Genomic DNA, 25,771 nt, shown 5'->3' on the forward strand with positions numbered 1-25,771 from the left:
GCGTCTCAGCGCCGCTGCAGGGACATGGTGTAGCGGAAGCCGGCGCCCGGATGGGTGTTGACGGCGATCTCCACCAGACGCCCGTCGTCGGTGAAATAGCGCCGGGTGATGACGAGGATCGGCGACTGCGGCGGGACATGCAGGCGCGAGGCGACGTTCAGGCTGGCTGGCGCTGCCTCGATGTCCTGCATCACCTCGGCGATGCGGACGCCGTAGCGCTGCTCCAGAACCGTGTAGATGGCGTACTGCACCACCTCCAGGTTGCGCACCACATCGGAAAAGGCAGCGTCGATGTAAACCTCGACGTAGGAGAAGGGCTCCGACGTCTCGCGGGTGCGGCGCAGCGCGCTGACGCGGAACCATTGCGTCTCGGGGCGGCAGCCCAGCCGGCCCGCCAGTTCCTCCTCCACGATGATGCGGTCCACCGAGAGGATTTCCAGCCGGGTCGAGGTGGCGTACTGCACCAGCTCGTCCAGGGAGCTGATGGAGTTGACGAAACGCCCGTCGGCGCGGCGCGCCGCCAGGACCGAACCCGATCCCTGGCGGCGCAGGATGTAGCCCATCTCCTGAAGCCGGCGCAGCGCCTCGCGCACCGTGTGGCGACTGACGGCGAAGCGGCTGCACAGCTCCTGCTCGGTCGGCAGGCGATCGCCGACGGCGTAGGCGCCGGCGTCGATCTCCTCCAGCAAAGTGCGGACGATCTCCTGGTAGAGCGGGGTTTCCGCCCGCTCCGCCCCGCCGCTGTTGTCCTTCAGGCTGTCCGCTTCTTCCGACATCGCATCCCTCATGATGCCGGAAGATGGACGAGCCGGGGCGCCGATGCAACCGGCGTACGAGGATGTTCCGCGTGGGGCGGATTACGTGAGCAGAACCAGCGACAGGGCCGGGAATGCGTTGATGGCGACCAGCGCGACCACCCGCATCCCATAGAAGGGCAGCACCCCCTTCACGATGGAATGAAGCGGCATCTTGGTGATGCGGCTCATCACGAACAGGTTCAGCCCGACCGGCGGCGTCAGGGTCGCCACCTCCACTAGCGCGGTCATGATGACGGCGAAGTGGATCGGGTTCACCCCCACCGCCTGCGCCATCGGGAACAGGATCGGCGCCAGCAGCACGATCATCGACACGCCGTCCAGGAACATGCCGATGACGAGCAGCAGCAGATTGACCGCCAGCAGGAACTCGAAGGGGGAAACCTGCGCCTCCTTGAGCATCGCGGTCAGCTCGGCGGACAGGCCGAGGCGGGTCAGCACCGCGGTCAGCAGACCGGAGCCGAGCAGCACGCCGTAGATCATCACGGTCTGGAGCACCGACTCCCGCGCCGTCTCCCACACCGCGACGAGGTTGGCCGTGCGGTAGACCAGCGTCACCAGAACCACCGCGTAGATGGCGGCCAGCGCCGACACCTCGGTCGGGGTGAACCAGCCCATGTAGATCGTGCCGATGATGAGCACCGGCATCATCAGCGCCCCGGCCGCACCCGGCAGGCGCTGGCCGAAGCCCTTCCAATCCGGACGCTCGCCGACATGGCCGTAGCCCTTGAGCCGGCTGACGATCAGCGTGGTGATGCCGAGCAGGAACGCCTCGAACAGGCCGGGCACGATGCCGGCGATGAACAGGTCGGTGATCGGCAGGCCGACGATGGAGCCGATCAGGATGAAGGTCAGCGACGGCGGGATCATCAGCCCCAGCGTGCCGCAGACCGCCACCAGCGAGGCGGCGAAGCGGGGCGGATAGCCCTCCTTCGGCATCAGCTTCACCGCCGCCGGGCCGAGCGCCACGGCGCAGGCCACGGACGAGCCGTTGACCGCGGCGAAGAACACGCTGGACATGGCCAGCGCCAGCGCGATGCCGCCGCGGAAGTAGCGGATGAGCGTCCCGACCAGCTCCAGGATGACCAGAGCGAGGTTGCCGCGCGACATCAGGTTGCCGGCGAAGATGAAGAACGGGATGCAGACCAGCGCGTATTTGTCCACGGAATCCCAGGCCATCTGCGCGACCAGGACGACCGGGATGTTGAAGTTGAAGGTCAGCAGGCCGACCGCGATGACGCCCAGCGCCAGGGCGATGTGCACGCCCGCGGCCACGAAGAACAGCAGGCTGACGACGGCAACAATGGTGGTCATGGTGTTTCCTCCCCTTTTTCAGCCGTCGTTCAGAGATTCTCGCCCTCGACGGGCGGATCGGGGTCGTGGCCGCGCAGCAGCAGGATGATGTTGCCGACGAAGGCGAAGCCGTAGAGCACCCCGCCCAGCGGCAGCACCAGCCGGACTGTCCACAGCGGCAGGTCGAGGTTGGATTCGGTGAACATGCCGATCGCCTGGAGATGCGTGACCTCCTGGACGCCGGCGATCACCAGCAGCACGCTGAAGGCCAGCCCGATCAGGCTGTTCAGCCAGGCGAAGGCCAGCCGCACCCGGTGCGGCATCATGTTCAACAGCAGGTCCATGCGGATGTAGTGGCCATGCCGCGTGCCGACGCCCAGCGACAGCAGGACGCTCCACACCACCAGGAAGCGGACCAGTTCCTCCGCCCACCAGTGGCTCTCCGACAGGAGGGAGCGGCTGGACGCCTCGTAGAACATGAAGCCGATGGCCGCCATCATCAGGATCGTGGCGACGTTCAGGAGGATGCGGTCCTCGATGAAGCTCCACCAGCCCGGCAGGCCGCGGCCCGGCGACGAGGCGGCGTCTTCCGCCTCGGTGTGTGGGGTCGCGGAGGTCGCCGCAGAAGTCGCCGCGGACGTCAATGTATCGGTTCCCGGCATGGGTGGAACTCCCTTCACGAGAAGACCTGTGTCTGGGGGACGCGGCGCAGCCAGCCGGTGGCGCGCTCGTAGGCGTCGGCGATGCGCAGCAGCGTGGCCTCCGCCTGCGGGCGCCCGACGAGTTGCATGGCGATGGGCATCCCGTCCGGATCGAAGCCCGCGGGCGTGACGAGCGCCGGCAGGCCGAGGTAGGACACCGGTCGCGTCAGCGCCGCCACCCCGGCGACCACCGCGGCCATCGCCGGCCCGGCGCCCACGTCGGTCTGCGCGGCGGTCGGCACGCGGCTGCGCAGGGCGGGAACGAACAACGCGTCGCATTGGGCGAAGGGGCCGTCGATCATCGCCCGGAGATGAAGCGCGCGAAGCTGCTTCGCCTGGAGGTAGGAGGCCGCCGGCACCATCAGCCCCTGCAGAAGCCGTGCGCGCACCTGCGGTCCGTAGTCCTGCGGGCGCTCGCGCAGCCACGGCGCATGAACGGCCGCCGCCTCCGGCGTGAAGACGAGGTTGGCGAGGTCGCCGTAGGGCTCGTGGTCGGGAATGTCCACGTCGACGACGCGGGCGCCGCCGCGCTCCAGCACCGCCCGCGCCTGCTCCAGCGCGGCGGCCACGGCGGGGTCCAGGCCGTCGTAGTAAAACTGGCGCGGGATGCCCAGCCGCAGCCCCTCGACCCCCTGGCCGATGGCGTTTGCGGCGTCCGCCCGCCCGGTGATGACCGAGAACAGCGTCGCCGCGTCCTCGGCGCTGCGCGCCAGCGGGCCGACGCAGTCCAGGCTTTCCGACAGCGGCATCACGCCGTCCATCGGCGTCGCCCCCTGCGTCGGCTTCAGCCCGACCACGCCGCACAGCGCCGCCGGAAGCCGCACCGACCCGCCGGTGTCCGATCCCAGCGAGCCGAAGGCCAGCCGCCCCGCCACCGCCGCACCGGAGCCGGAGGAGGAGCCGCCGGTGATGCGGTCGGGGTCCCAGGGGTTGCGGCAGCGCCCGAGATGGGCGTTGTGGCCGGTCGGCCCCATGGCAAACTCGGCCATGTGCAGCGTGCCGAGCGTCACCGCGCCCGCCGCGTCCAGCCGCTCCAGCACCGTGGCCGTCCGCTCCGGGCGGAAGCCGCCGCGGATCGTCGGGGACCCGCAGGTGCAGCGCTTGCCGGCGCGATGGAACATGTCCTTGTGGGCCAGCGGCACGCCGTGCAGCGGCCCGCGCGGCCGTCCGGCCCGCGCCTCCGCATCGGCGGCGCGGGCGGCGGACAGCGCCTCCTCCGGCTCGACCGACAGGAAGGCGTTGAGCGTCGGATTCAGCCGGGCGATGCGGTCCAGACAGGCGTCGACCAGGGCTTCCGCCCGCAGCGCACCGTCGCGGACCGCCCTTGCGGCGTCCGTCAGGGTCAGCGATGTGGGATCGGTCATGCCCGCTCCCCGGTAATGGTTCCGGCCACCAGCGCGGTATGGGCGCCCAGCGGCACGTCGAACAGCGAGCCGCCGGAATGCGCCGCCGCCAGCATTCCCGGCACGGCGGCCAGCAGGCGCCCGCACAGGGCGGCGTCGGCATCGTCCAGGGCCACCCCCTGAATCCTGGCCAGGGTCCGTGCGCAAGCCGCGGCGTCCCCGATGAGGTTTTCCGTCATTCCTTCCCTCCCTTCCGGTGCTGTCCCCGCGCGGCTCTTCCGGCCGTTCGCCGCAGGCAGGGCCTTAATGGCCCCCTTACCCGGATCGTTGCAGCGTCATTTCATAGCGGTATCGTCCGGCCGCGTGGCTGCTGACCGCAACCTCCAGCGCGTTTCCTTCGGCGTCCAGATAATGGCGGATCACCACCAGGATCGGCGTGCCAACCTCCACCGACAGGCGGGACGCCAGATTGGCGTCCGCCGAGGTGGCCTCAATCGACTGCACGACCTCCTCGATGCGCAGGCCGTAGCGGCTTTCCAGCACCGCGTAGACGGCGACCGGAAAGGTGCCGATGGCCTGGGCCACATCGTCGAAGGCGGCCGGCAGGAACACCTCGGTGTAGCAGAGCGGCGTCCGCTCCCCCGGCTGGCGGCGCAGCGCCACGACCCGGACCCAGGGCGTGTCCGGCTGGGAGCGCAGAAGCTCCGCCGTCCGCCCCTCCACCAGGATCTTCTCCACCGCCAGCACCTCCAGCCGGGTGGAGGAGGCGTACTGCCCGATCTCCGCGAGGCTGGACAGCGTGTTGTGGAACCGCCCGTCGGGGCGGGCGGCGGTCACCACCGACCCCGAGCCCTGGCGACGCGCGATCAGGCCGAGATCCTGGAGCCGGCGCAGCGCCTCCCGCACCGTGTAGCGGCTGGCGGAGAAACGCAGGCACAGCTCCTGTTCGGTCGGCAGCCGTTCGCCGACCCCGACCCGCCCACCCGCGATGTCGGCGCGCAGCGCGTCCAGGATCTCCTGGAAGCGCGGCCCCTCCGCGGCGGACGGGCGGACGGAGGCCGGGCGAACGGCGGCCTTCACAGCGCCCCCTGCTCGCGCAGGGCGGCGATCCGCTCCGGCCCGATGCCGATGCGGCCCAGCACGTCCTCGGTGTCGGCGCCCAGCGCCGGGGCGGTGCGGGTGGGCAACGTCTCGCCGCCGATGCGCACCGGCCCGGTCAGCATCCGCACCTTACCATTTCCGTCCGGGGCCGACCCGTCCGGGTAGGCGAAATCGGCCACCCGGTCGCTGTCGCGGACGAAGGGGTTTTCCAGCGATTGGGCGATGTCGAGGACCGGGGCGGCGGGAACCGCGCCGCCGAGGATCTCCACCCACTCCGCCGTGTCGCGCTGGCCGAGCACCTCGTCCAGCAGGACGGTGAGCTGCTCGCGGTTGGCGAGCCGGTCCTTGAAGCTGCGGAAGCGCGGGTCCTCGCCCCATTCCGGCTTGCCGATCTTGTCGCAGAAGACCGGCCAGAACTTCTCCTTGTTGCACATGACGAACAGCCAGCCGTCGCGCGTCCGGTAGAGCTGCGACGGGGTGAGGGACGGATGCGCGGAGCGCGGCTCCCGCCCCTGGTTGTGGCCGCCGTTGAGGTACCAGGTGGCGAGGTAGGTCATGTTGTGCAGCGCCGTGTCGAACAGGCTGACGTCCACGTCCGTGCCCTTGCCGCTGGCCCGCGCCCCGACCACGCCGGAGACGAGGCCGAAGGCGGTCATCAGGCCGGTCATCATGTCGACCACCGACATGCCGAAGCGGGCGGGCGGGCCGTCCGGCTCGCCGGTGACCGACAGGTAGCCGGCCTCCGCCTGCATCAGATAGTCGTAGCCCGGCCAGGCCCGCCGCGGTCCCGTGCGCCCGTAGGCGGACAGGTGGGCGCAGACGATCTTCGGGTTGACCGCCTTCAGATGCTCGTAGGTCAGGCCCAGCTTGTCCGGCAGGTCGCCGCGCAGGTTGTCCAGCACGGCGTCGGCGTGGCGCACCAGCTCGTGCAGCACCGCCATGCCCTCGGGGTGCTTCAGGTTGAGTGTGATGCTGCGCTTGTTGCGGTTGAAGGACTGGTAGAAGTGGCTGTTGCCGGGGCCGAAGAAATGGGGGCCGACATGCCGGCCGACCTCGCCGCCCTCGGCGGGATTCTCGACCTTGATGACCTCGGCCCCGAGGTCGGCCAGCAGCATGGTGCCGAACGGGCCGGCGCCGTATTGCTCCACGGCTATGACGGTGACGCCTTCGAGGGGTAGCACGCGGTGTCTCCCTGATGGGGGTGTGCGGGGTGTGGAGCGAAGTGGCTGCGCTTGCCCCCCTCCCGGCCTCCCCCCGCTTTCGCAGGGGGAGGAGAGAAGTCCCCTCCCCTGCGAAGCGGGGGAGGGTTAGGGTGGGGGCCCGTGGCGACCACCCGCACTCACACCGGATTCTGCTCGATCAGCCGCTTGGCGATGATGAGGCGCTGGATCTCGTTGGTGCCCTCGCCGATGCACAGCAGGGGGGCGTCGCGGTAGAGCCGCTCCACCACGAACTCCTTGGAATAGCCGTAGCCGCCGTGGATGCGCATGGCGTCCATGGCGTTCTCCACCGCCGCTTCGGAGGCGAAGAGCTTCGCCATCCCGGCCTCGTAGTCGCAACGTTCACCGCGGTCGAGCGCGTTGGCCGCCTGCTGCACGAGAAGCCGCGCCGCGGAGACGCGGGTTGCCATGTCGGCCAGCTTCATCGCCACGGCCTGATGCTCGTGGATCGGCTTGCCGAAGGTCTTGCGCTGCTGGCTGTACTTCACGGATTCGTCCAGCGCCGCCTGGGCGACGCCGACGCCGCGCGCCGCCACGTTGACGCGACCCAGCTCCAGGCCGGAGATGGCGCAGGCCATGCCGCGGCCCTCGACCCCGCCGATCAGCCGGTCGGCCGGGACGCGGTAGTCCTCGAAGACCAGCTCGGCGGAATCGATGCCCTTGTAGCCCAGCTTCTCCAGCTTGCGGCTGACCTTGAAGCCCGGCCCCTTCTCGGCCAGGACCATCGACATGCCCTTGTGGCGGGGCTGCGCCGTCGGGTCGGTCTTGACCAGAAGGGCGAAGCAGCTTCCCTGGATGCCGTTGGTGATCCAGGTCTTCGAACCGTTGATGACGTAATCGTCGCCGTCGCGCCGGGCCACCGTGCGGATGGCCTGCAGGTCGGTGCCGCAGTCCGGCTCGGTCAGGGCAAGGCCGCCGCGCAGCTCGCCGGTGGCGAAGCGCGGCAGGAAGGCGGCCTTCTGCTCCTCCGTCCCCGTCTTGGTGACGATGAAGGCCATGATGAGGTGCGAGTTCATGATGCCGGTCAGCGACATCCAAACCGACGAGATGCGCTCGATCATCTTGGCGTAGGTGGAGGGGCGCAGGCCGAGCCCGCCATACTCCTCGGGGATCGTCGCCCCGAAGAGGCCCAGCTCCTTCATCCGCTCGACGATCTCGTCGGGGTAGGTGTCGTCATGCTCCAGCTTCAGGGCGACCGGCCGGACGTGGCGGTCGAGGAAGCGGTCCACGCTGTCGAGGATCAGGCGTTCCTGCTCGTCGCGTTCCGCGTCGTTCATGGTGGTGGTCTCGCTCATGGCGTGTTTCCCGGATTGGATGGTCAGCGGACGGACGGCGACAGCACGGACAGGGAGTCCGCCGCGCACGGGCTGGCGTCGAGGCCGAGGACGGCGTCGGCGATGCGCGCCGCGGCGGTCTCGTTCACGGCCATGGCGGCGTTGCCGCGGTACTTGTCCACGATCTCGGCGTTGGACAGCGGACGGTCGGCGGCGCCGCGGTTGATGTGCTCGCGGTGACGGAGTTCCCGCCCGTCGTCGAGCGTGATGACCAGCTCGCCCGAATAGGCCTTCGGGAAGGGCGAGTCCGGGTCGTGGCGGTAGGACACCTTCGACGCGATGTCGAGGATCGCCGCGTCGCCCAGCGCGTCGTTCTCCAACTCCGCCAGGGTCAGGCGCCCGCGCACCAGCGCGGCGGCGACCAGGAAGGGCACGCTGAACTGCGCGTCGTAGGAGTTGGAGGGGCGCTTCTTGTTGGCCTCCGGCTCGCAGACGGTCTTGACGACCTGCTCGGGCACCAGCGCCTCGATGCGGCGGATGCGCGCGAGGTCGAGGCCGTCGCGGCGCAGCTCCAGGGCGGCGTCCACGCAGGCGTGGGTGAAGTGGCAGGCCGGATAGGGCTTGATCGCCGTCGCCATCAGCTCCCACGTCCCGCCGAGGCCGGCGGTGGCGATGCCCAGATCGGCGCGACCGGCCTCCTTGCCGAGATAGGCGTTGAACAGACCGAAGCGGCCTTCATAGGGGCGGGTGACGCCGGTGAAGCCCTCGCGGGCCAGCGCCGCCGCGGTGATGCCCGCCGCCGCCGCCCAGCCGGGATGCAGGCGCTTGTTCCAGGCACCGTCCTCCAGGAACTCCAGGCTGCCGCTCGCCATCGACAGGGCGATGCCCTGGGCGGCGGCCAGTTGCGCACGGGTCAGGCCGAGCAGCCGGCCGGCGGCCAGCGCGCAGCCGAACACGCCGATCATGCCCGTCGGGTGGAAGCCCACCTGATGGAAGCCGCCGCGCGCCACCGCGCCGAGCCGGGCCGCCACCTCGACGCCCAGCACATAGGCGCTGACCACGGAACGGCCGTCCGCCCCGGTCATCGCCGCCGCCGACAGCACGGCGGGCATCACGCTGGCGGTCGGGTGGATGACGCCGCCGATGTGGGTGTCGTCATAATCGAGGCCGTGGCAGAGCAGCCCGTTGACCGTCGCCGCGTCGCGGGCGGGCAGCGAGGCGGGCATGCCGATCACCGGCACCGGCCCCTCCCCCGCCAGCCCGCGCAGCGCGGTCAGCGTCTTGTGGGCGAAGTCGTAGCGCGTCGAGGCCAGCGCGATGCCCACGGCGTCCAGCATATGGTGCGGCGCGCGGGTGCGGACCTCCGCCGGGATGGCGTCGTCGGGCGTGTCGGCGACGAAGGCCGCCAGCGTGGCGGCGATCGAGTTGGTGGCGGGATCGGTGGCGGGCATGGTTCCTCCCTTTTGTTTTCCCTGGCCTTTTGTTCTTCTCGGGCCATCAGTGCTGTCGGACGCGGCTGTCGGACGGGGCTGTCGGATTGTCCGGATCAGTCGCCCCGGATCAGTCGCCCCGGATCAGTCGCCCCAGATCAGTCGCCGACGCCGTGGCCCCGCTTGGGGACGAGGCTGGCCCGTTCGAAGGTCACGAAGACCGTGCCGTCGGCCTTGTAGCCCTCGGTGTAGGTGGTCACGATGCCCTGGGTCGGGCGCTTCTTGGATTCGCGCACGTCCAGCACCTTGGAGCGCGCGTAGATCGTGTCGCCGGGGAAGACCGGAGCGACCAGCTTGATCTCCTTCCAGCCGAGGTTGGCGACGGACTTGTAGGAGACGTCGTCCACCGTCATGCCCAGCACCATGGCCAGCGTCAGGCCGCTGTTGACCAGCGGCTTGCCGAACTCCGACTTCTCGGCGAAGGCGTGGTCGCAGTGCATGGGGTGGCGGTTCATCGTCAGCAGGCTGAACTGGATGTTGTCCGCTTCGGTGATGGTCCGGCCGGGGCGGTGCTCGTAGACATCGCCGACGGTGAAATCCTCAAGGTAGCGGCCAAGGTCGGCGACGATGGTCCGCGGTTCCTGAACATCGGGCATGGGCGGGAGTCTCTTGTCTGCGGATCGGAGGGATGATTGCGGGGCGCCGATCATTTCAAGGTGACATGTTCAGCGCGTGTGATAGCATGTTGTACGTACAAATAACACGCCCCTTCACCCTTGGAAAGCGTTTTCATGCCCAACAATCCGCAGAACGCAGCAACGGCGCCGGAATCGCCGGTCCGCCGCTCCTACCTGTTCGTTCCCGGCGCCCGTCCCGACCGTTTCGCCAAGGCCCTGGGGGCCGGCGCCGACGCGGTCATCATCGATCTGGAGGACGCGGTGGCCCCCGGCGACAAGGACAGTGCCCGCGCCGCCGTTTGCGCCTTCCTGCGGGAGCACACCGACGCGGGCGGGCCGGCGGTTTTCGTTCGAACCAATTCGGTGCGCAGCCGCACCGGCCTGATCGACATCCTCGCTTTGACCGATCTTCCGGACGGCGCCGCGCCGCGCTGGGCGGGCATCCTGCTGCCGAAGGTGGACGGGGCCGAGGACGTCCGGCTGGCCGCCGGGCTTCTCGACGAGCGCAATCTGCCCGGCGCGCTCGGCGCGCTGATCGAGAGCGCCGACGGGTTGGAGAACGTCATGGCGATCGCCGCGGCCTCCCCCCGCCTGTCCTTCCTGATGTTCGGCGGGGCCGACCTGTCGGCGGAGCTGCGCGTGCCGCTGTCCTGGGAGCCGCTGGTGCAGGCCCGCACCCGGATCGTGCACGCCGCCGCCCGCTTCGGGCTGGACGCGCTGGACATGCCGTGGATCGCGCTGGACGACGAGGAAGGTTACCGCCGGGAACTGGCGCGCAGCGTCCTGCACGGCTTCACCGCGCGCTCGGCCATCCATCCCAAGCAGATCGCCGCCATTCACGACGCCTACACCCCGTCGCCGGAGGCGGTCATCCACGCCGGGCGGGTCCTGGCCGCCTTCGAGGCGGCGGGCGGCGGGGTCTGCGTGCTCGACGGCAAGCTGGTCGAGCGGCCCCTGGTGCTGGGGTCCCATCGAATCCTGGCATTGGCCCGCCGCGCCGGAATGCTGTAGCCAGGGATTGCCCGTTCATGCGCACCGCGCCACCGCCACTTGTACGGACCCCCATGACCACGCAAGAAACCCCGCCCGCCCCCTTTCCCCTGCTGCTGGCGGAGGTGACCAGCGTCCAGACCGTCGCCACCCTGTCGGTCCTGACGCTGGCGACGGTCGCCCCGCTGGCCGCCGCCTCGCTGGGGGTGGGGTCGGAGGCGGTCGGCTACCAGATCAGCGTCATCTACAGCGCCGCCGCGCTGGTGTCGGCCTTCGCCGGTCTGGTGGTCCGCCGCTGGGGCGCCGGGACGGTCGGCATCCTGGCCTTGGCTCTGGGGCTGGTCGGTTGCCTGGGCATCGCCACCGGCTATTTGTGGGTCGCGGCGCTGGCGTCGGTGCTGCTCGGCATCGGCTACGGGCTGGTGAACCCCTCCTCCTCCCACCTGTTGAACCGCTTCACCCCGCCGGCGCGGCGCAATCTGGTCTTCTCGCTGAAGCAGACCGGCGTGCCGCTGGCCGGCGTGCTGGCCGGGCTGACCCTGCCGGGGATCGGCGAGATCGCCGGCTGGCGCGGGGCGGCGCTGGCGGTGGCCGGCATGTTCGCGCTGCTGCTGGTCCTCTTCGCGCCGGGCCGCCGGGTGTGGGACGACGACCGCAGCCCCGGCCTGCCGATCCGCGGCAACCTGATGGAGGGGCCGCGGCTGGTCTGGCGGGTGCCGGCGTTGCGCGGCTTCGCGCTGATGGGCTTCTTCTTCTCGGCGATCCAACTGTCGCTGATGGCCTTCACGGTCAACATGCTGGTGCACGACCTGCATTGGTCCATCGTGTCCGCCGGGCTGGCCGTGTCGGTGATGCAGGCGGCGGGGGCGGGGGCGCGCATCGGCTGGGGGCTGCTGGCCGACCGGCTGCGCTCCGGCGTGGCGGTGCTGGGCGGCATCGGCGGGCTGTCCGCCGCCTCGGCCCTGGCCACCGCCGGCCTGGGACCGAGCTGGCCGGTGCCCGCGGTGATCGGCGTGCTGACGGTGTTCGGCATCGCCGCCATCGGCTGGAACGGCGTGTTCCTGGCGGAGGTGGCGCGGGTCGCCCCGAAGGGCACGGCCAGCACGGCGACCGGCGGCGCCCTGATGTTCACCTTCTCCGGCGTGGTCGTCGGGCCGGCGCTGTTCGCCACCCTGTTCAATACGGTCGGCAGCTACGGCGAGACCTTCGCGCTGATGACGGCCTTCCCGCTGGCCGGGGCGGCGGCGGTCCTGTTCTGGTCGCGCCGCAAGACATAAGGGCGGCGGCGATCGGCCCATGGCGTATAGTTGTCCGTACAATAATGTTGGCACACCGCACAGTTTTCCCCTATGATCGTTCGGACAAGCGGGCCAGAAGCGTCCGAACGCAGCCATGGGAGGGAAGCCAATGTTCAATCCGTCACTGTTCAGGCCATTTTGGGCGAGGACGCTGCTGGTCGGAATGACCGTGGCCGGGCTGGCCGCCGGGACGCCGGGCCAGGCCCGCGCGCAGGCGGCGCCGGTCGAGATGGTGATGACGGACGAGATCGCGACGTCCCACTGGACCGCCAAGATGATGGACGAGTATGCGGCCCTGATCGAGGAGCGCTCGAAGGGCCGCATCAAGCCGAAGGTCTTCCATTCCGGCACGCTCTACAAGGACAAGGACGCCGTCGCCGCCCTCGGGTCGGGCGCCGTGCACATGGTCTGGCCGGTCAGCGTGCAGCTTGAGAGCATCGCCCCGCAGTATGGCGTGGTGAACCTGCCCTTCGCGGTCACCGACGCCGCGATGTCCAAGCCGGAAACCGCGCAGGAGGTGTCCAAGCTGCTGTCCGGGCTGGTGTCCGACAAGGGCATCCGCGTCATGGGGCTGATGCGCACGGCCGACCTGATCTTCCTGTTCAAGGACAAGGAGGTCGCCTCGGTCGGCGACCTGAAGGGCAGCAAGATCCGCCTGACCGGCGGGCGCGTCCTGCAGCTGCTGATGCGCGACTTCGGGGCCAGCCCGGTGTCGATGCCCGCCTCCGAAATGGCGGCGGCGCTGATGCAGGGGGCCATCGACGGCATCTACACCTCCGCCGGCGGCTGGGAGATGGTCGGCACCAACGCCGCCAAGGTCGCCTCGCTGGTGCCGGGCATGAGCCTGCTCACCTACTCCGTCCTGGTCGACGACAAGTGGATGAAGGGTCTGCCCGACGACCTGCGCCAGGTGGTGGAGACGACCACCAACGAGATCATCGCCAAGCAATGGCAGCGCGCCATCGACGCCGACAAGAAGACCATGGACCAGATGATCGCCCAGGGCGGGCGGCTGGCCGTGGCCCCCGAGGCCGAGCAGGCGAAGTTCCGCGAGATCGCCAACAAGGTCAACCAGGACTATGTCCGTCGCTACCCTGAGATCTGGAAGCAGTATCAGGCCATCGTCGGCAACAAGAGCTGAGGCGATCCCCCTCGCTTCACCTCGCGGTGCGGGCGGCGTTCCGGAAGGGGCGCCACCCGCACCGATTTTTTTTGAGGAATGCTTCTCAGACCGACCGCGACAGGCCGCCGTCCACCCGGATGTTCTGTCCGGTGATGTAACCGGCCCCGTCGGAGGCGAGGAAGGCGACGGTCGCCGCGATCTCCTCGCTCTTGCCGTAGCGGGCCATCGGCACGCCCTGGCGCCGCTCCTCCGTCGCCGGAAGGCTGTCGATCCAGCCGGGCAGCACGTTGTTCATCCGCACATTGTCGGCGGCGTACTGGTCGGCGAACAGCTTGGTGAAGGACGCCAGCCCGGCCCGCGCGACGGCGGAGGTCGGGAACATCGGGCTCGGCTCGAAGGCCCAGGCGGTCGAGATGTTGATGATCGCCCCGCCCTTCTGGCGCACCATGACCGGGGTCACCAGCCGGACCGCGCGGACGACGTTCAGGAAATAGACCTCGATCCCCTTGTGCCAGTCCTCGTCGGTCAGCTCCAGCAGCGGCTTGCGCGGGCCGTGGCCGGCGCTGTTCACCAGCGCGTCGATGCGGCCCCAGCGCTCCATCGTCCGGGTCACCAGACGCTCCAGATCCTCGGCGGACTGGTTCGAACCGGTCACGCCGATCCCGCCCAGTTCCTCCGCCAGAGCCTCCCCCTTGCCGGAGGAGGACAGCACCGCGATGTTGAACCCGTCCGCCGCCAAACGCCGCGCCGCCGCGGCACCCATGCCGCTGCCGCCCGCGGTGATGATGGCAACCTTATCGCCCATGATTCGTCATCCCTCTCCTGCCGGAACGGTTCGTCCGTTCCTTCTCTCCTCCTGTATCGCACCGGACGCAGGACGGGGCCAAGGGATGCGTGCGCGTGCCTTCGGGCGCCGATAAGGACAGCGCCGGATTCAAGGCCGGTCAGTGGGCGAGCAGGAAAGCCAGCGAGGCGACCGGGGCCACCGTGACGAAGCCGACGGCGACGAAACGCTCGACCGGGCTCCAGGACGCCCAATCCCGCTGAAGCGAGGACAAGAACGACTTCATGATCCCTCACGGACCGGCTGATGTTGCAATGCATATAAGATACGGTTTCCAGGGGCGTTCGTGCCAGGGGCGTGGCTTCCGTATCGCGAAATATCGGGGAGTGATGCAGCGCCGCCACAGGCCGGAAAGCGGCACTCCGAAAGGGCTTCGCCGATCCGGTGGCATCACGGGTTGCCCATCGGCCACACTGACCGATGGACGGGCGGTTCAGGGCGATGCACCACCACGCCCGCCGAACAGGGCGAGGATGCGCGCCGCCGCCAAGTCCGGCGGAATCGACGCGATGCAATGCGCCTCCGCCGCCGTGCAGCTTTCCGGCTGACAGGGCGCAAGCGCCGTCGCGGGCCGCAACACCAGCGCCCGCGCGCACCAGGGACGGAAGCGTTCCGGCGCGTGGAAGTGGTTGGGGTCGCCGCCCACCGGATGGCAGGAGAAGACAGCGACCGGCACGCCCACGGCGGCCCCCAGATGGGCCGGGCCGGAATCCATGGCGATCAGCCCCGCCGTCCGCTCGATCACCGCCGCCGCTTGTCGCAGCCCGGTCCGTCCGGTGAGGTCGGTCACCCGCCCCGGCAGGGCCGCGGCGATCCGCTCCGCCGTCGCCCGCTCCAGCTCCGTGCCGACAACCGCCACCCGCGCGCCGAGCGCGATCGCCACCACGGCGACCACCGCCGCCAGCCGGTCCGGCGGGTATTCGCGGCGCGCGGCCGCCGCCCCCGGCGCCACGGCGATGATCCGCTCCCCCGCCGCTTCGGTCAGCCGGCGGGCGGCCTCCGCCCGGTCCTCCGCGGTCAGACGCAACTCCACCCCGTCCCCGTCCGGAACCCCGCCGGCGAAGCGCAGCAAGGCGAGGTTCTGCTCCACCTCGTGGCGGCCCGGCGGCGGCATCAGCCGGTGGGTGTAGGCGCGGTCGAAGCCGGCGTTGCCCGACACCTTCCAGGGCGTGACGGTCTCGGAGAAGCCCACAACAGCGCGGGCGCGGCTGCTCGCGGCGAGCGCCGTGGCACCGTGGCGGTCGAAATCGTAGCGGGGGACCAGCGTCAGGTCGAAGCCGGCGCGGAACGCCTCCGCGAAGGCCGCGGCGCCGCCGGGCGTGACGCCGCGCAGGTCGATGCCGCCGCCCGGCTGCGGATGGGGCGCCACCACCGCGTCGACATGCGGGCAGGTCACGGCGAGGTCGGCCACGGCGGGGCGCACCGCCAGCACGATGCGCGCCCGTGGCGCCGAGGCCCGCAGCCCGCGCAGGAAGGGCGTGGCGAGCACGAAGTCGCCCGCCTCGTCCAGCTTCACCACCAGGATGCGCCGGGCGGACGAAAGGTCAAAGACGGCGTCCGTCATGCCGCGCTCATGTCGATGCGGGCGGGCGGCAGGCCGGCGCACCAGCGCCGCCACGCCATGCGGTAGCCGGCCTCGACCGCCGCGGTGTAGCCCGCCTCGTCCATCAGGGGGGAGCGCGCCATCCGCTCGCGCAAGCCCGCACGTTGCGCCGCCAGGAAGGCGCGGTCGTTGGCCAACCGGACGGCGAGCGCCACGTAATCGTCCTCGCGCTCCACCACCAGCGCGTCCAGCCCGACGCTGCCGAGCATGGTGGCGCCCCAGCGCGAGATCATCGCCTCCCCCGCGATGGACAGCACCGGCACCCCCATCCACAGCGCGTCGCAGGTCGTCGTGCCGCCGTTGGCGAAGACGGGGTCCAGCGCGCAATCGAGCAGCCGGTAATCCTCGTAGGGGTCCGGGGCGGTGCCGCGCAGCAGCAGCCGCGACTCCTCAACCCCATGGGCGGCGAAGGCGTCCAGCACCCGCCGCGCCACCCCGCCGCCGGACAGCCCCCGCCATTTCAGCATCAGCCGCGCCTCCGGCACCGCCGCCAGCACCCGTCCCCACAGCGCGAGGGTGGAGGCGTTCAGCTTCGTCAGGTTGTTGAAGGAGCCGAAGGTGAACACCCCCGCCGTCTCCACCGGCGGGCGGGCGGGCGGTGTCGCGGCGGACTCCGCGGGGCGGTAGCACAGCACGCTGCCCGGTAGGCGGATCAGCCTCTCCGTGTGCAGGGCGTCCGCGCTCGCCGCAGCGAAGCGGTGGTCGGAAAACTGGTAGTCCATCGCCGTCAGCCCCGTCGTGTTCGGGTAGAGCGGCAGACTGACCTGCACCGGCGCCGGGCGGCGGATGAACAGCGGCATGCGGTTGCGCGACATGTGCCCGCCGCAATCCACCAGCACGTCGATGCCGTCCGTCCGGATCAGGCGCTCCAGCTCGCCGTCCGGCAGGGCCGCGACGTCGCGCCAACGGTCGGCCAGCGCGGCGAAGCGGGTGGTCGCGGTGTCCTTCGGAAGGTCGGCGTAATAGCAGGTCACCTCCACCGCCGACCGGTCGTGGCGCTCGATCAGCGGTAGCAGAAAATGATAGCCCGGCCCCGGGTAGCGCTGGAAATCCGGCGACAGGTAACCAACGCGCAGACGGCGCTCGGGGTCGCGGTTCACCGCGTCGAAGCGCCGGACAGCGGGCGGCACCGGCATCACGGCGCGCTCGAACCGCCGGTGCTCCCCGAACACCGCGCCGAGGTCCGCCTCCTCGGCAAAGCACAGGCAGAACAGCAAATTGGAGCGCACCTCCGCATCCTGCGGCGCGCGGTCCAGCGCGGCGCGCAGAGCGGCCACCGCCTCGCCATGGCGCCCGAGCGCCATCAGCGCGACTCCCAGGTTGGAGCTGGCCAACGCCTCCCGTTCCGCCGTGCGCAGGGCCAGCGCCCGCCGCAGCAAGGTGAGCGCATCGTCGAAGGCGCCCGCGTCGATGGCGTGGGAGCCGAGGTTGGTCCAGCCGGCGGCGCCGTCGGGCTGCAAGGCCAGCGCGCGCCGGAACCACGCCCGTGCGGCCTCGGGGCGCTTGGCCCGGTGCTGGACGGCCCCGGCGTTGAGGGCGTGGCCCGCCTCCTCCGGGTCGGTGCGGACGGCGCGGCGGGCGGCCGTCGTAGCCTCCTCCACCCGTCCCAAGGCGGACAGCGCCATGCCCAGCCCGGTCAGCGCCGTCGCGGAGCCCGGGGCCAGCGCCAGGGCGCGCCGGTAGCAGCGCGGCGCCGCCGCGGGATGCCCTTGCTCCTGCCACAGGTTGCCGAGCACCAGCAGGACGTCGGGGGCCGGGACCAGCACCGCCGCCCGTTCCAGCCACGCCGCCCCCTCGCGCCAGGGTCCCGCCGCGGCCAGCGCCGCGCCCAGGATCTTCGCGCCTTCGCCGTGGCCCGGTTCCAGCGCCATCAGCCGGCGTCCCGCCTCCGCCGCGCCGGCCATGTCGCCCAGCGCGTGGCACAAGCCCGTCACCTGCTCCTGCGCCTGAACCAGCAGCGGCGCCAGAGCGGCGGCGCGGCGGAAGGCGGCGAGCGCGTCGCGCGGGCGCGCGGCGTCACGCAGCGCGGCACCCTGGTTGTAGGCGGCCAGAACCTCGGCGGGGCCGAGCGCCGACGCCCGCCCGTACCAATCCGCCGCCGGTCCGGTCCGCCCCAGATCGTACAGCGCATCGGCCAGCGCGTTGGCGGTCTCCCCATCCTCCGGCAAAAGGGCCAGCAGGCGGCGGAAGGCCCGCGCCGCGGCCTCCGCCCGGCCCAGCTTGGCGTGGGCGGCGGCCTCCAGCCGGTGATGATCGGGGGTCAGCGGGTCGAGGCGGGCGGCGTGGCCATAAGCGTCCGCGGCCTCCGCCCAGCTCCCCGCCGCTTCCAGCACGCGCCCCAGATTGAGGCGGAAGACCGGCTGGGTCCCATCCTTCGCCACGGCCTTGCGGATCAGCGCGATCCCCGACTCCGCGTCGCCGGTCTGCGCCGTCAGCAGGCCCAGCAGATGCAGCGCGTCGCTCTGGTCCGGCGCGTGGCGCAGCACCCGCTCGTAGAGGGGCCGCGCCTCCGCCAGCCGTCCGTACTGGTGATGGACGACGGCCTGCGCCAGCGTCTCCTGGAGCGTGGCGGGAGAAGAATCGCGGCTGGCGCTCATGACGGTCCGTTCGGCTGGCCCATGGACAGGGCGTCGGGGCGCGCAGTGTAGCGCGCCCGCGCGACCACGGGTACGAATGCCTTGCTGCCGTCGGGAGCATGCGGCCGCAAAATTTCCGATCCAGACCGCGCAGGAGTTCCCGACAGCCCGCGTATCACTGACGACAAGGGGCGCCGACGCCGGACGGGGTTCGGTAACCGGGAAGGAGCAGAGGATGGCCGCGTGGCGGTGATCGACGAGGATGACGACGAATCGCTGATGGCCGAAACGGTCGCCGGCAACCGGGCGGCCTTCGACCGGCTGACCCGTCGGCATCTGCGCCGCAGCCTCGCGCTCGCCCACCGGGTGGTCGGCAACGCGAGCGACGCGGAGGAGGTCGTGCAGGACGCCTTCCTGCAGATCTGGACGCACGCCGACCGCTGGCGCGGCGACGGAACCCGGTTCTCCACCTGGCTCTACCGCATCGTTGTCAACCGCTCGATCGACTACCGCCGCCGCAGGAGCTTCCAGCCCCTGGACGACGCCGTGGACTTGGCAGACCCGGCCATCGGCGCCGAGGGAATGCTGGAGGAGCGTCAGCTGGGTGCTGCGGTGGACGCGGCGATCGCCGCCTTGCCGGAACGGCAGCGGGCGGCGCTCAGCCTGTGCTACTACCAGGAGATGAGCTGCGCGGAAGCATCGGAGGTCCTGCACGTCTCGGTTTCGGCCATGGAAAGCCTGCTGGTCCGGGCGCGGCGTGTGGTCCGCACCCGTCTCAACTCCCTGATCCGTCAGAAGGACGGCGACGAGAAATGACACTCAAAGAGTTCAAGCGCTTCGCCGACCTCTACGGCGGCGACATCGACCGCTGGCCCGCGACGGACGGCGTCGATGCCCTGACCCTTCTTGAAGACTCCGCCGAGGCGCGCGCCATCCTGGCCGACGCCGCGGCGCTGGACGCCCTGCTCGACCGTGCCGCCCCGGCGGTTACCGAGGACAGCGTGCAGCGGGTCCTGAAAGGCATCGCGGCAAGGCTGGACGCGCCGGTGAGGCCTGCCCCCACCCCCTGGACCCTGGCGGCCGCGCCCATGCGCTTCTGGCCGACCGCGGGATTCCTCGCGGCCATGGGAATGGCGGGTTTCCTCGCCGCCGCCCAAGGTGTCCTGCCAGTGTCGCCGCCCCAGGCGAACGGTTACGCGGAGGTCGTGGTGAACAGCAGCTATCTGGGAGCGATCCAATGAGCCGGACCATCGGCGGCCCCGCCACCCCGCGCCGCTGGCCCTGGTATCTTCTGGTCGGCTCGCTCGCCATGAACATGCTGCTGGGCGGCATCCTGGCCGCGCAGGCGCTGCATCTCATGCCCCCGCCGCCGCCGCCCGATCCCGGCCAGGGGATCGCGCGCTTCGTCGAGCGGGCCGAGCGCGGGCTGTCCCCGGCTGACGCGGCCATCCTGCGGCGCGGCTACGAGGCGGAGCGCGCGACGGTCGACCGCATGCGCGAGAACATGGAGGCCATGCGACGCCAGATTCGCGACAGCATGAAAGCCCCCACTTTCGACCCGGAAGGCCTGCGGCGCGCGCTCGAACAGGCCCACGCGACCGAGGCCGACCTGCGCGGCCGGATGGACAGCCGGGTGATCGAGGTGCTCGGCCAACTGTCGCCAGAGGGGCGCCGCAAGCTGCTGGAGATGGGGCCGCCCCGTTAGGCCGCGCTAGACCGCTTTCGCGCCGGGGGCCAGCCGGGCGGCGGCGTTGGCGGCGCCCATGGCGAGCGCAGCCTCGCGGGCGGTCAGGCCGCGGGCGTCCCGCGCGTCGGGATCGGCGCCGCGGGCCAGCAGGAAATCCACCATAGCGACGCGGTCGAACATGGCGGCGGTCATCAGCGCCGTCCGCCCGTCCGGCCCGCAGCCGTCCACCGCGGCGCCCTCCTCCAGCAGGACGCGCAGCATCGCGCCGTCCCCCTTGAAGGCGGCGGCGGCCAGCGGTGTCTGGCCGCGGTCGTTCGCCTGCTCCGGATCAGCGCCGTGGCGCATCAGGTTGCGGGCGAGCTCGGCATGGCCGTGGTAGCTCGCCAGCATCAGCAGGCTGTCGCCCTTGTCGTTGCGCAGGTTGGGCGGCAAGCCCATTTCCAGCAGCTCCGTCAGCTCGGCGGTGCCGCCGGACCGCGCCCAGTGGAACAGCTTCCCGGCGAAGGCGATGGTGTCCTCATCGAGTTCCCTGCTCGGCTCCCCCTGCGCTCCCATGGCGGCGCTCCCCCCGGTCAAGGCTTTGGCTCAAACCGGGGAAACAGCCGCCGTCACGCTTTGTTGCGCCATCTCGTCGCGCGCCTCCTGCAGCAGCCAGCCGCGGAAGGCAGCGACGGCGGGGCGGTCCTGCATGCCCTCCGGGCAAACGAACCAGTAGCTGCCGGACGACGCCTCGATCTCCGGGAAGGGCAGGACGAGGCGGCCCGCCGCCACGTCCTCGGCGCACAGCATGCGGTCGGCGACGGTGGCGCCCATCCCGGCGGCGGCGGCCTGCATCGCCGGGTCCATGGCGTCGAACACCGCGCCCTGGCGAAGCGCCTCGAAGAAGGGCAGCCCCGCCGCGGCCAGCCAGACCCGCCAGTCCTGCCCCTCCGAACAGCCGTGCAGCAGCGGAATGGCGCCGAGGTCCATCGGGACCCGCAGCCGCTCCGCCAGAGCCGGCGGGCAGACGACGGTCAGCCGCTCCGGCAGCACCTCCACGGCGGAGAAGCCGGCCGGCACCTCCCGGCAATAGGTGATGGCGGCATCGAATTCCTGCGGGTCGAACTCCAGCCCGCTGCTCCAGGCGACGGTCACCCGCACCTGAACGTCGGGGTGCCGCGCCTGGAAGCGGACCAGCCGCGGCATCAGCCAGCGGATGCCGAAGGAGAAGGCCACCTTGATCCGCAAATCCCGCCCTCGCGCCGCCAGACGGGCCGCCGTCCCGGCGATGCGGTCGAAGGACTCCGACAGCACCGGCAGCAGGGCGCGCCCGTCGTCGGTCAGCTCGACCCGGCGGGTCAGCCGCCGGAACAGCGGCACGCCCAGCCACTCCTCCAGCCCCATGATCTGCCGGCTGACCGCGCCCTGCGTCACGCACAGCTCGTCCGCCGCCTTGGAAAAGCTCTCGTGGCGGGCCGCCGCCTCGAAGGCGCGCAGGGCGTGAAGGGGCGGCAGGGCACGCCGCATGGGACGCTCCATGGATGACTCTCGCTCATCCATCTTATGAGAAAGCATGGTTTGTCGTCCACGCTCCGACGCGCGATTTTCCGGCTTCGAGGAATGACCGACCGGCGGGAGGGCCGCATGACGAGCATGAGCGGAGCGCACGACCAGCGGAGCGGCGGGACGACCGCCGGCCCCACCGCCGGCCCCTGGCTCGACCGCCTGAACGGCTGGCGGGAGCGGCGGGCGCTGCGCCGTGCCCTGGCCCGCATGGACGCGCATCTCTGGGCCGATCTCGGCTTCGACGAGGCGGCGGCGCGGGAGGAGATGGGCAAGCCGTTCTGGAGGCGGTGATCTCCGCCTAATCCATCGACTGGCCTAAACCATCGGCTGGCCTAATCCATCGGCTGATCGAGCGGGCGCCCCATCGCCCCACCCGCCGCAGCCCCCAGGGCGCAGCCCAGCGCCGCGGCCGGGCCGGTCGCCGGCAAGGCGGCCCCTCCGGTCGCGGCACCCGCCGCGACGGCGCCCGTCGCTCCCATCGCCCCGCCGGCCAGACAGCCGAGCGTCAGCCCCGCCACCATGTGCCGATTCTGGTAGAGCAGGCCGCCACCCAGGATGATCGCGCGCTCCGCCCCGTCGCGCAGCCCGCCCGCGCCGTCGGACAGCCAGCCGCGCCACTCCGCCCGCCACTCCGATGCGGGCGATGCGGCGTTGGCTGCCGGCGCGGCCATGACCAGCAGCGCGGCGAAGCCCGCCGCGGCGAGGGGTCGGCCCGTCCTGTGTCGCATGGGATGCTCCTTTTCCGGGTCGTCAGGATACGCCATCGCGGCCGGAAAGCCCTCCCGAAAGGAGGGATGGGCGACCGCCGACCAGGCTACCCCCTTCGCGTTGAGCCTGTAGTAGATACTTACTGCCAAGACAACAATCAGCATCACTAACATTCACGCTGGAGCCACCAACCGGAACGGAGCCAGCCCCCATGGCCAAGGCCATCCACATGATGATCCGGGTCCTCGACGAGGAGCGGTCGCGGGATTTCTACGCCCGCGCGTTCGGCCTGGAATGCGCCGACCGCTACGCCTTCGACGGCTTCACCCTGGTCTATCTGCGCAACGCCGAAAACGACTTTGAGATCGAGCTGACCATCAACCACGGGCGCAGCGAACCCTACGCCCACGGTGACGGCTACGGCCATCTGGCCGTCTGCGTCGAGGATCTGGACGGGGAACACCGGCGCTTCACCGCGCTCGGCTATGGCCCCAACCCGATCAAGGAGTTCGCGCGGGACGGCGCGCTGATGGCCCGCTTCTTCTTCGTCCAGGACCCCGACGGCTACAAGATCGAGGTCCTCCAGCGCCATGGCCGCTACCGCTGACACATGCGCGGCCCCTCGAAGCAAAAATCATAATCGGTCTTGGGAGGAAGCGATGCGTTCTCCGACGAGCACAACAGCAAAATCCGCCCTGAAAACCGCCATGGACCGGCGCGCCTTCCTGGCGGCCTCGGCCACCGCCGCCGCCGCGACGGCCATCCTGGTGTCGGGCGGGGCGATCCTCTGCCCGCGCGAGGCCTGGGGCTATGAAACCAAGGCGCTGGCGCCCGACACCATGCGCTCGCTGATCCGGGTGTCGCGGGACATCTACCCGCACGACCGGCTGGCCGACCGCTTCTACGCCGTCGCCATGAAGGCGCAGGACGAGAAGGCGGCCGCCGACGCCGCCCTGAAGGAGCTTTACGAGTCCGGCATGGCGAAGCTCGACCGGCTGGCCAAGGCCAAGCACGACGCGCCCTACGCGGAGGTCGGCTGGGAGGCCGACCGGGTCCGCCTGCTGCACGAGATCGAGGCCGATCCCTTCTTCCAGACGGTGCGCGGCGGGCTGGTCACCGGGATCTACAACAACCAGGAGGTCTGGCCGCTCTTCGGCTACGAGGGCGAGAGCGCGGCCAAGGGCGGCTACATCGACCGCGGATTCAACGACATCGAGTGGCTCTGACCACCGTCTCAGGAAGGATGTTTCAGCCATGGCAGCGAAATTCGACCTGAACGACGACAGCGTCGTGGTGATCGTGGGCTCCGGGGCCGGAGGCGGCACGCTCGGCACACAACTGGCGCTGAAGGGCATCAGGACGGTGATCCTGGAAGCCGGCGGGCGCCACAACATGGAGGATTTCCAGAACGACGAATGGGCCAGCTTCGCCCAGATCTCCTGGCTCGACCCGCGCACCACCTCGGGAAGCTGGCGGGTGGCGCGGGACTTCCCCGGCCTGCCGGCCTGGATCGTCAAGGCGGTCGGCGGCTCCACCGTGCATTGGGCGGGGGCCGCGCTGCGCTTCCAGCCGCACGAGTTCAAGACTCGCACGACCTACGGCGAGGTCGCCGGCGCCAACCTGCTGGACTGGCCGATCACGCTGGAGGAGCTGGAGCCCTGGTACGCCAAGGCGGAGGACCGCATGGGCGTCACCCGCACCAACGGCATCCCCGGCCTGCCCGGCAACAACAACTTCAAGGTCCTGAAGGCCGGCGCCGACAAAATGGGCTACACGGAGTGCCACACCGGCAACATGGCCATCAACTCGGAGCCCCGCGACGGGCGCGGGTCCTGCCAGCAGATCGGCTTCTGCTTCCAGGGCTGCAAGTCCGGGGCGAAATGGTCCACCCTGATCGCGGAGATCCCCAAGGGCGAGGAAACCGGAAAGCTGGAGGTCCGCGCCAACGCCCAGGTGCTGAAGATCGAGCATGACGCCAAGGGCAAGGTGACCGGCGTCGTCTACGCCGACAAGGACGGGGCGATCCAGCGCCAGAAGGCCCGCATCGTCGCGGTGGCCGGCAACTCCATCGAAAGCCCCCGGCTGCTGCTGAACTCGGCGTCCTCCCTGTTCCCGGACGGGCTCGCCAACTCCTCGGGCCAGGTGGGGCGGAACTACATGCGGCACATGACCGGCTCGGTCTACGGCGTGTTCGAAAAGCCGGTGCGTATGCACCGCGGCACGACCATGGCCGGCATCATCCGCGACGAGGCCAAGAACAAGCCCGACCGCGGCTTCGTCGGCGGGTACGAGATCGAGACCCTGTCGCTCGGCCTGCCCTTCATGGCCGCCTTCCTCGACCCCGGCGCCTGGGGGCGGGAGTTCACCTCGGCGCTCGACGGCTACGACCATATGGCCGGCATGTGGCTGGTCGGCGAGGACATGCCGCAGGAGAGCAACCGCATCACCCTGCACGCCGACAAGAAGGACAAGTACGGGATGCCCGTCCCGAACGTCCATTTCGACGACCACCCCAACGACGTCGCCATGCGCCAGCACGCCTACCGGCAGGGCATGGCGCTGTATGAATCGGTCGGGGCGACCCGCAGCTTCCCGACGCCGCCCTACCCGTCCACCCACAATCTGGGCACCAACCGGATGAGCGAGAAGGCGCGCGACGGCGTGGTGAACAAATGGGGCCAGACGCATGACGTGGCGAACCTGTTCGTCTCCGACGGCTCGCAGTTCACCACCGGCGGCGCCGAGAACCCGACCCTGACCATCGTCGCGCTGGCGCTGCGGCAGGCCGACTACATCGCCGGCCAAATGGCCAAGAACGCGATCTGACCCTGCACTGTCCCATTATTCGGGACCCCGCGCTGTTTACAGCCCCTCTCTTCCGGATGGAGGAGGGGGGCACTCCTTTGCGCTCAGGCCGTCTCGCGTTCCTTTTTCGGGGCGGTGAATGAGGTCGGAATTCTTGCCGGAAGGGCGGCGGCGGCCACCGCGGCAAAATCGGTGCGTGCCTCCCGCTCCAGTTCCTCCACGCAGGGGCGGTGGCCCTTCACCTCCTGGGCATAGGTCAGGCAGGCGCAACGCAGCAGGCCGGCGAAATTGCGCCGCTCCACCCCGCGGGCCAAGACTTCATCGTGCAACTTTGACAAGAAACGGCCAAGCGACACGCCCTGCATCGCCGCGATGTCCTCCAGCGTGTCCCAGAAGGCCGCCTCCAGACAGACGCTCGTCGAATGACCGCTGAGGCGGACCCGCCGGGTTACCATACGGAAGCGCTCCGGGTCCTGACCGGCAAAAATTCGGCACATCCCTCGTCTCCTTCCAAACTTCCCCGACCCCTTGAATGCACTATGAACGGAAAATCCGTTATGCGCATTAATTTCCCGAAGCCGGAACCCGCTCAGGTCGAGTGAAGAGAGAGAAACATCACCAAATCCGTGCGCATCAAAAAGCACTGGAGACGCGCAGTCTTCCCCGGATACCACCCCCGCCCGCTGAAATATGCGCTTACCTCAGCCAACCCGGCGCAAAAGAACGAGCGTTGAAAAA

Annotated in this window: 28 protein-coding genes; 10 read left to right on the top strand and 18 right to left on the bottom strand. The window is 70.4% G+C overall.

Annotated elements, in window-relative coordinates; translation table 11 throughout:
• Positions 1-5: 5 nt before the first annotated feature.
• From JJL56_RS17995 to JJL56_RS18040, 10 genes are all read right to left on the bottom strand, one after another.
• Positions 6-776 (bottom strand): GntR family transcriptional regulator, encoded by a 771-nt coding sequence (locus tag JJL56_RS17995; protein ID WP_145627693.1) that lies wholly within the window; start codon positions 774-776, stop codon positions 6-8.
• Positions 777-857: 81 nt separating this feature from the next.
• The gene (locus JJL56_RS18000) at positions 858-2,129 is read right to left on the bottom strand and encodes a TRAP transporter large permease (RefSeq protein WP_145627691.1); all 1,272 of its coding nucleotides are present in this window, start codon (positions 2,127-2,129) and stop codon (positions 858-860) included.
• Between the two features lie 29 nt (positions 2,130-2,158).
• The gene (locus JJL56_RS18005; RefSeq protein WP_145627689.1) at positions 2,159-2,770 is read right to left on the bottom strand and encodes a TRAP transporter small permease; all 612 of its coding nucleotides are present in this window, start codon (positions 2,768-2,770) and stop codon (positions 2,159-2,161) included.
• A gap of 14 nt (positions 2,771-2,784) precedes the next feature.
• Complete coding sequence (locus JJL56_RS18010; protein WP_200485816.1) at positions 2,785-4,173, bottom strand: amidase; 1,389 nt, start codon at positions 4,171-4,173, stop codon at positions 2,785-2,787.
• The gene (locus tag JJL56_RS18015) at positions 4,170-4,391 is read right to left on the bottom strand and encodes a hypothetical protein (RefSeq protein WP_200485817.1); all 222 of its coding nucleotides are present in this window, start codon (positions 4,389-4,391) and stop codon (positions 4,170-4,172) included. Before JJL56_RS18015 ends, JJL56_RS18010 begins: the two co-directional genes overlap by 4 nt.
• 76 nt (positions 4,392-4,467) lie before the next feature.
• Positions 4,468-5,232 (bottom strand): GntR family transcriptional regulator, encoded by a 765-nt coding sequence (locus JJL56_RS18020; protein WP_145627685.1) that lies wholly within the window; start codon positions 5,230-5,232, stop codon positions 4,468-4,470.
• A complete protein-coding gene (locus tag JJL56_RS18025) occupies positions 5,229-6,434 on the bottom strand; it encodes a CaiB/BaiF CoA transferase family protein (RefSeq protein ID WP_145627683.1) in 1,206 nt (401 codons plus the stop codon). Before JJL56_RS18025 ends, JJL56_RS18020 begins: the two co-directional genes overlap by 4 nt.
• A gap of 158 nt (positions 6,435-6,592) precedes the next feature.
• Entirely contained in the window at positions 6,593-7,768 is a 1,176-nt protein-coding gene (locus JJL56_RS18030) for an acyl-CoA dehydrogenase family protein (protein WP_186453012.1), read from the bottom strand.
• A gap of 23 nt (positions 7,769-7,791) precedes the next feature.
• Positions 7,792-9,198 carry an MmgE/PrpD family protein gene (locus tag JJL56_RS18035; RefSeq protein ID WP_200485818.1) on the bottom strand — a complete coding sequence of 469 codons (1,407 nt, stop codon included), beginning with the start codon at positions 9,196-9,198 and terminating at the stop codon, positions 7,792-7,794.
• A 137-nt stretch (positions 9,199-9,335) separates the two neighbouring features.
• Positions 9,336-9,833: a MaoC family dehydratase gene (locus tag JJL56_RS18040; RefSeq protein ID WP_145627679.1), complete on the bottom strand. Its 498-nt coding sequence runs from the start codon at positions 9,831-9,833 to the stop codon at positions 9,336-9,338.
• A gap of 135 nt (positions 9,834-9,968) precedes the next feature.
• Between JJL56_RS18040 and JJL56_RS18045 the strand changes: the two genes are divergently transcribed.
• From JJL56_RS18045 to dctP, 3 genes are all read left to right on the top strand, one after another.
• Positions 9,969-10,865, top strand: a complete 897-nt coding sequence (locus JJL56_RS18045) for an HpcH/HpaI aldolase/citrate lyase family protein (protein WP_200485819.1) — start codon at positions 9,969-9,971, stop codon at positions 10,863-10,865.
• Between the two features lie 53 nt (positions 10,866-10,918).
• Positions 10,919-12,121, top strand: a complete 1,203-nt coding sequence (locus JJL56_RS18050) for an MFS transporter (protein WP_186453011.1) — start codon at positions 10,919-10,921, stop codon at positions 12,119-12,121.
• 130 nt (positions 12,122-12,251) lie between these two features.
• Positions 12,252-13,283 carry a TRAP transporter substrate-binding protein DctP gene (dctP, locus tag JJL56_RS18055; protein WP_200485820.1) on the top strand — a complete coding sequence of 344 codons (1,032 nt, stop codon included), beginning with the start codon at positions 12,252-12,254 and terminating at the stop codon, positions 13,281-13,283.
• Positions 13,284-13,368: 85 nt separating this feature from the next.
• On the opposite strand, the gene JJL56_RS18060 is transcribed toward dctP, so the two are convergent.
• From JJL56_RS18060 to JJL56_RS18070, 4 genes are all read right to left on the bottom strand, one after another.
• Positions 13,369-14,070: an SDR family oxidoreductase gene (locus tag JJL56_RS18060; RefSeq protein ID WP_200485821.1), complete on the bottom strand. Its 702-nt coding sequence runs from the start codon at positions 14,068-14,070 to the stop codon at positions 13,369-13,371.
• Positions 14,071-14,209: 139 nt separating this feature from the next.
• The gene (locus tag JJL56_RS33710) at positions 14,210-14,335 is read right to left on the bottom strand and encodes a hypothetical protein (RefSeq protein ID WP_256380068.1); all 126 of its coding nucleotides are present in this window, start codon (positions 14,333-14,335) and stop codon (positions 14,210-14,212) included.
• Positions 14,336-14,542: 207 nt separating this feature from the next.
• Entirely contained in the window at positions 14,543-15,673 is a 1,131-nt protein-coding gene (locus JJL56_RS18065; protein ID WP_200485822.1) for a glycosyltransferase family 9 protein, read from the bottom strand.
• Positions 15,670-18,309 carry a tetratricopeptide repeat protein gene (locus JJL56_RS18070; protein WP_200485823.1) on the bottom strand — a complete coding sequence of 880 codons (2,640 nt, stop codon included), beginning with the start codon at positions 18,307-18,309 and terminating at the stop codon, positions 15,670-15,672. The genes JJL56_RS18065 and JJL56_RS18070 overlap by 4 nt, the downstream gene beginning before the upstream one ends.
• A gap of 81 nt (positions 18,310-18,390) precedes the next feature.
• On the opposite strand from JJL56_RS18070, the gene JJL56_RS18075 reads away from it, so the two are divergent.
• From JJL56_RS18075 to JJL56_RS18085, 3 genes are read left to right on the top strand one after another with little or no spacing between them, the layout of a single operon-like run.
• Positions 18,391-19,104 (top strand): RNA polymerase sigma factor, encoded by a 714-nt coding sequence (locus tag JJL56_RS18075; protein ID WP_282186567.1) that lies wholly within the window; start codon positions 18,391-18,393, stop codon positions 19,102-19,104.
• On the top strand, positions 19,101-19,529 hold the full coding sequence (locus JJL56_RS18080; protein WP_200485824.1) for a hypothetical protein: 429 nt from the start codon (positions 19,101-19,103) through the stop codon (positions 19,527-19,529). The genes JJL56_RS18075 and JJL56_RS18080 overlap by 4 nt, the downstream gene beginning before the upstream one ends.
• Positions 19,526-19,993 carry a periplasmic heavy metal sensor gene (locus JJL56_RS18085; RefSeq protein WP_200485825.1) on the top strand — a complete coding sequence of 156 codons (468 nt, stop codon included), beginning with the start codon at positions 19,526-19,528 and terminating at the stop codon, positions 19,991-19,993. Before JJL56_RS18080 ends, JJL56_RS18085 begins: the two co-directional genes overlap by 4 nt.
• Before the next feature lie 6 nt (positions 19,994-19,999).
• Here the strand turns inward: JJL56_RS18085 and JJL56_RS18090 are convergent, their stop codons facing one another.
• Positions 20,000-20,530 (bottom strand): ankyrin repeat domain-containing protein, encoded by a 531-nt coding sequence (locus JJL56_RS18090; RefSeq protein WP_200485826.1) that lies wholly within the window; start codon positions 20,528-20,530, stop codon positions 20,000-20,002.
• Between the two features lie 30 nt (positions 20,531-20,560).
• Positions 20,561-21,493 carry a transcriptional regulator GcvA gene (gene gcvA, locus JJL56_RS18095; RefSeq protein ID WP_247890829.1) on the bottom strand — a complete coding sequence of 311 codons (933 nt, stop codon included), beginning with the start codon at positions 21,491-21,493 and terminating at the stop codon, positions 20,561-20,563.
• A gap of 105 nt (positions 21,494-21,598) precedes the next feature.
• On the opposite strand from gcvA, the gene JJL56_RS18100 reads away from it, so the two are divergent.
• Positions 21,599-21,811 (top strand): YjiS-like domain-containing protein, encoded by a 213-nt coding sequence (locus JJL56_RS18100; protein ID WP_145627660.1) that lies wholly within the window; start codon positions 21,599-21,601, stop codon positions 21,809-21,811.
• 41 nt (positions 21,812-21,852) lie between these two features.
• Here the strand turns inward: JJL56_RS18100 and JJL56_RS18105 are convergent, their stop codons facing one another.
• Complete coding sequence (locus tag JJL56_RS18105) at positions 21,853-22,248, bottom strand: hypothetical protein (RefSeq protein WP_200485827.1); 396 nt, start codon at positions 22,246-22,248, stop codon at positions 21,853-21,855.
• A 191-nt stretch (positions 22,249-22,439) separates the two neighbouring features.
• On the opposite strand from JJL56_RS18105, the gene JJL56_RS18110 reads away from it, so the two are divergent.
• Genes JJL56_RS18110 through JJL56_RS18120 form a run of 3 tightly spaced genes read left to right on the top strand, consistent with a single transcriptional unit; the run spans position 22,440 to position 25,054 of the window.
• The gene (locus JJL56_RS18110) at positions 22,440-22,835 is read left to right on the top strand and encodes a VOC family protein (protein ID WP_014200037.1); all 396 of its coding nucleotides are present in this window, start codon (positions 22,440-22,442) and stop codon (positions 22,833-22,835) included.
• A 52-nt stretch (positions 22,836-22,887) separates the two neighbouring features.
• Positions 22,888-23,454, top strand: a complete 567-nt coding sequence (locus JJL56_RS18115) for a twin-arginine translocation signal domain-containing protein (protein ID WP_247891131.1) — start codon at positions 22,888-22,890, stop codon at positions 23,452-23,454.
• 28 nt (positions 23,455-23,482) lie between these two features.
• Positions 23,483-25,054: a GMC family oxidoreductase gene (locus JJL56_RS18120; protein ID WP_200485828.1), complete on the top strand. Its 1,572-nt coding sequence runs from the start codon at positions 23,483-23,485 to the stop codon at positions 25,052-25,054.
• 83 nt (positions 25,055-25,137) lie between these two features.
• Here the strand turns inward: JJL56_RS18120 and JJL56_RS18125 are convergent, their stop codons facing one another.
• Positions 25,138-25,677 carry a ribbon-helix-helix domain-containing protein gene (locus tag JJL56_RS18125; RefSeq protein ID WP_345772602.1) on the bottom strand — a complete coding sequence of 180 codons (540 nt, stop codon included), beginning with the start codon at positions 25,675-25,677 and terminating at the stop codon, positions 25,138-25,140.
• Positions 25,678-25,771 lie beyond the last annotated feature (94 nt).

The organism is Azospirillum aestuarii (assembly GCF_016632405.1).
In the GTDB taxonomy this organism is placed as follows: domain Bacteria; phylum Pseudomonadota; class Alphaproteobacteria; order Azospirillales; family Azospirillaceae; genus Azospirillum; species Azospirillum aestuarii.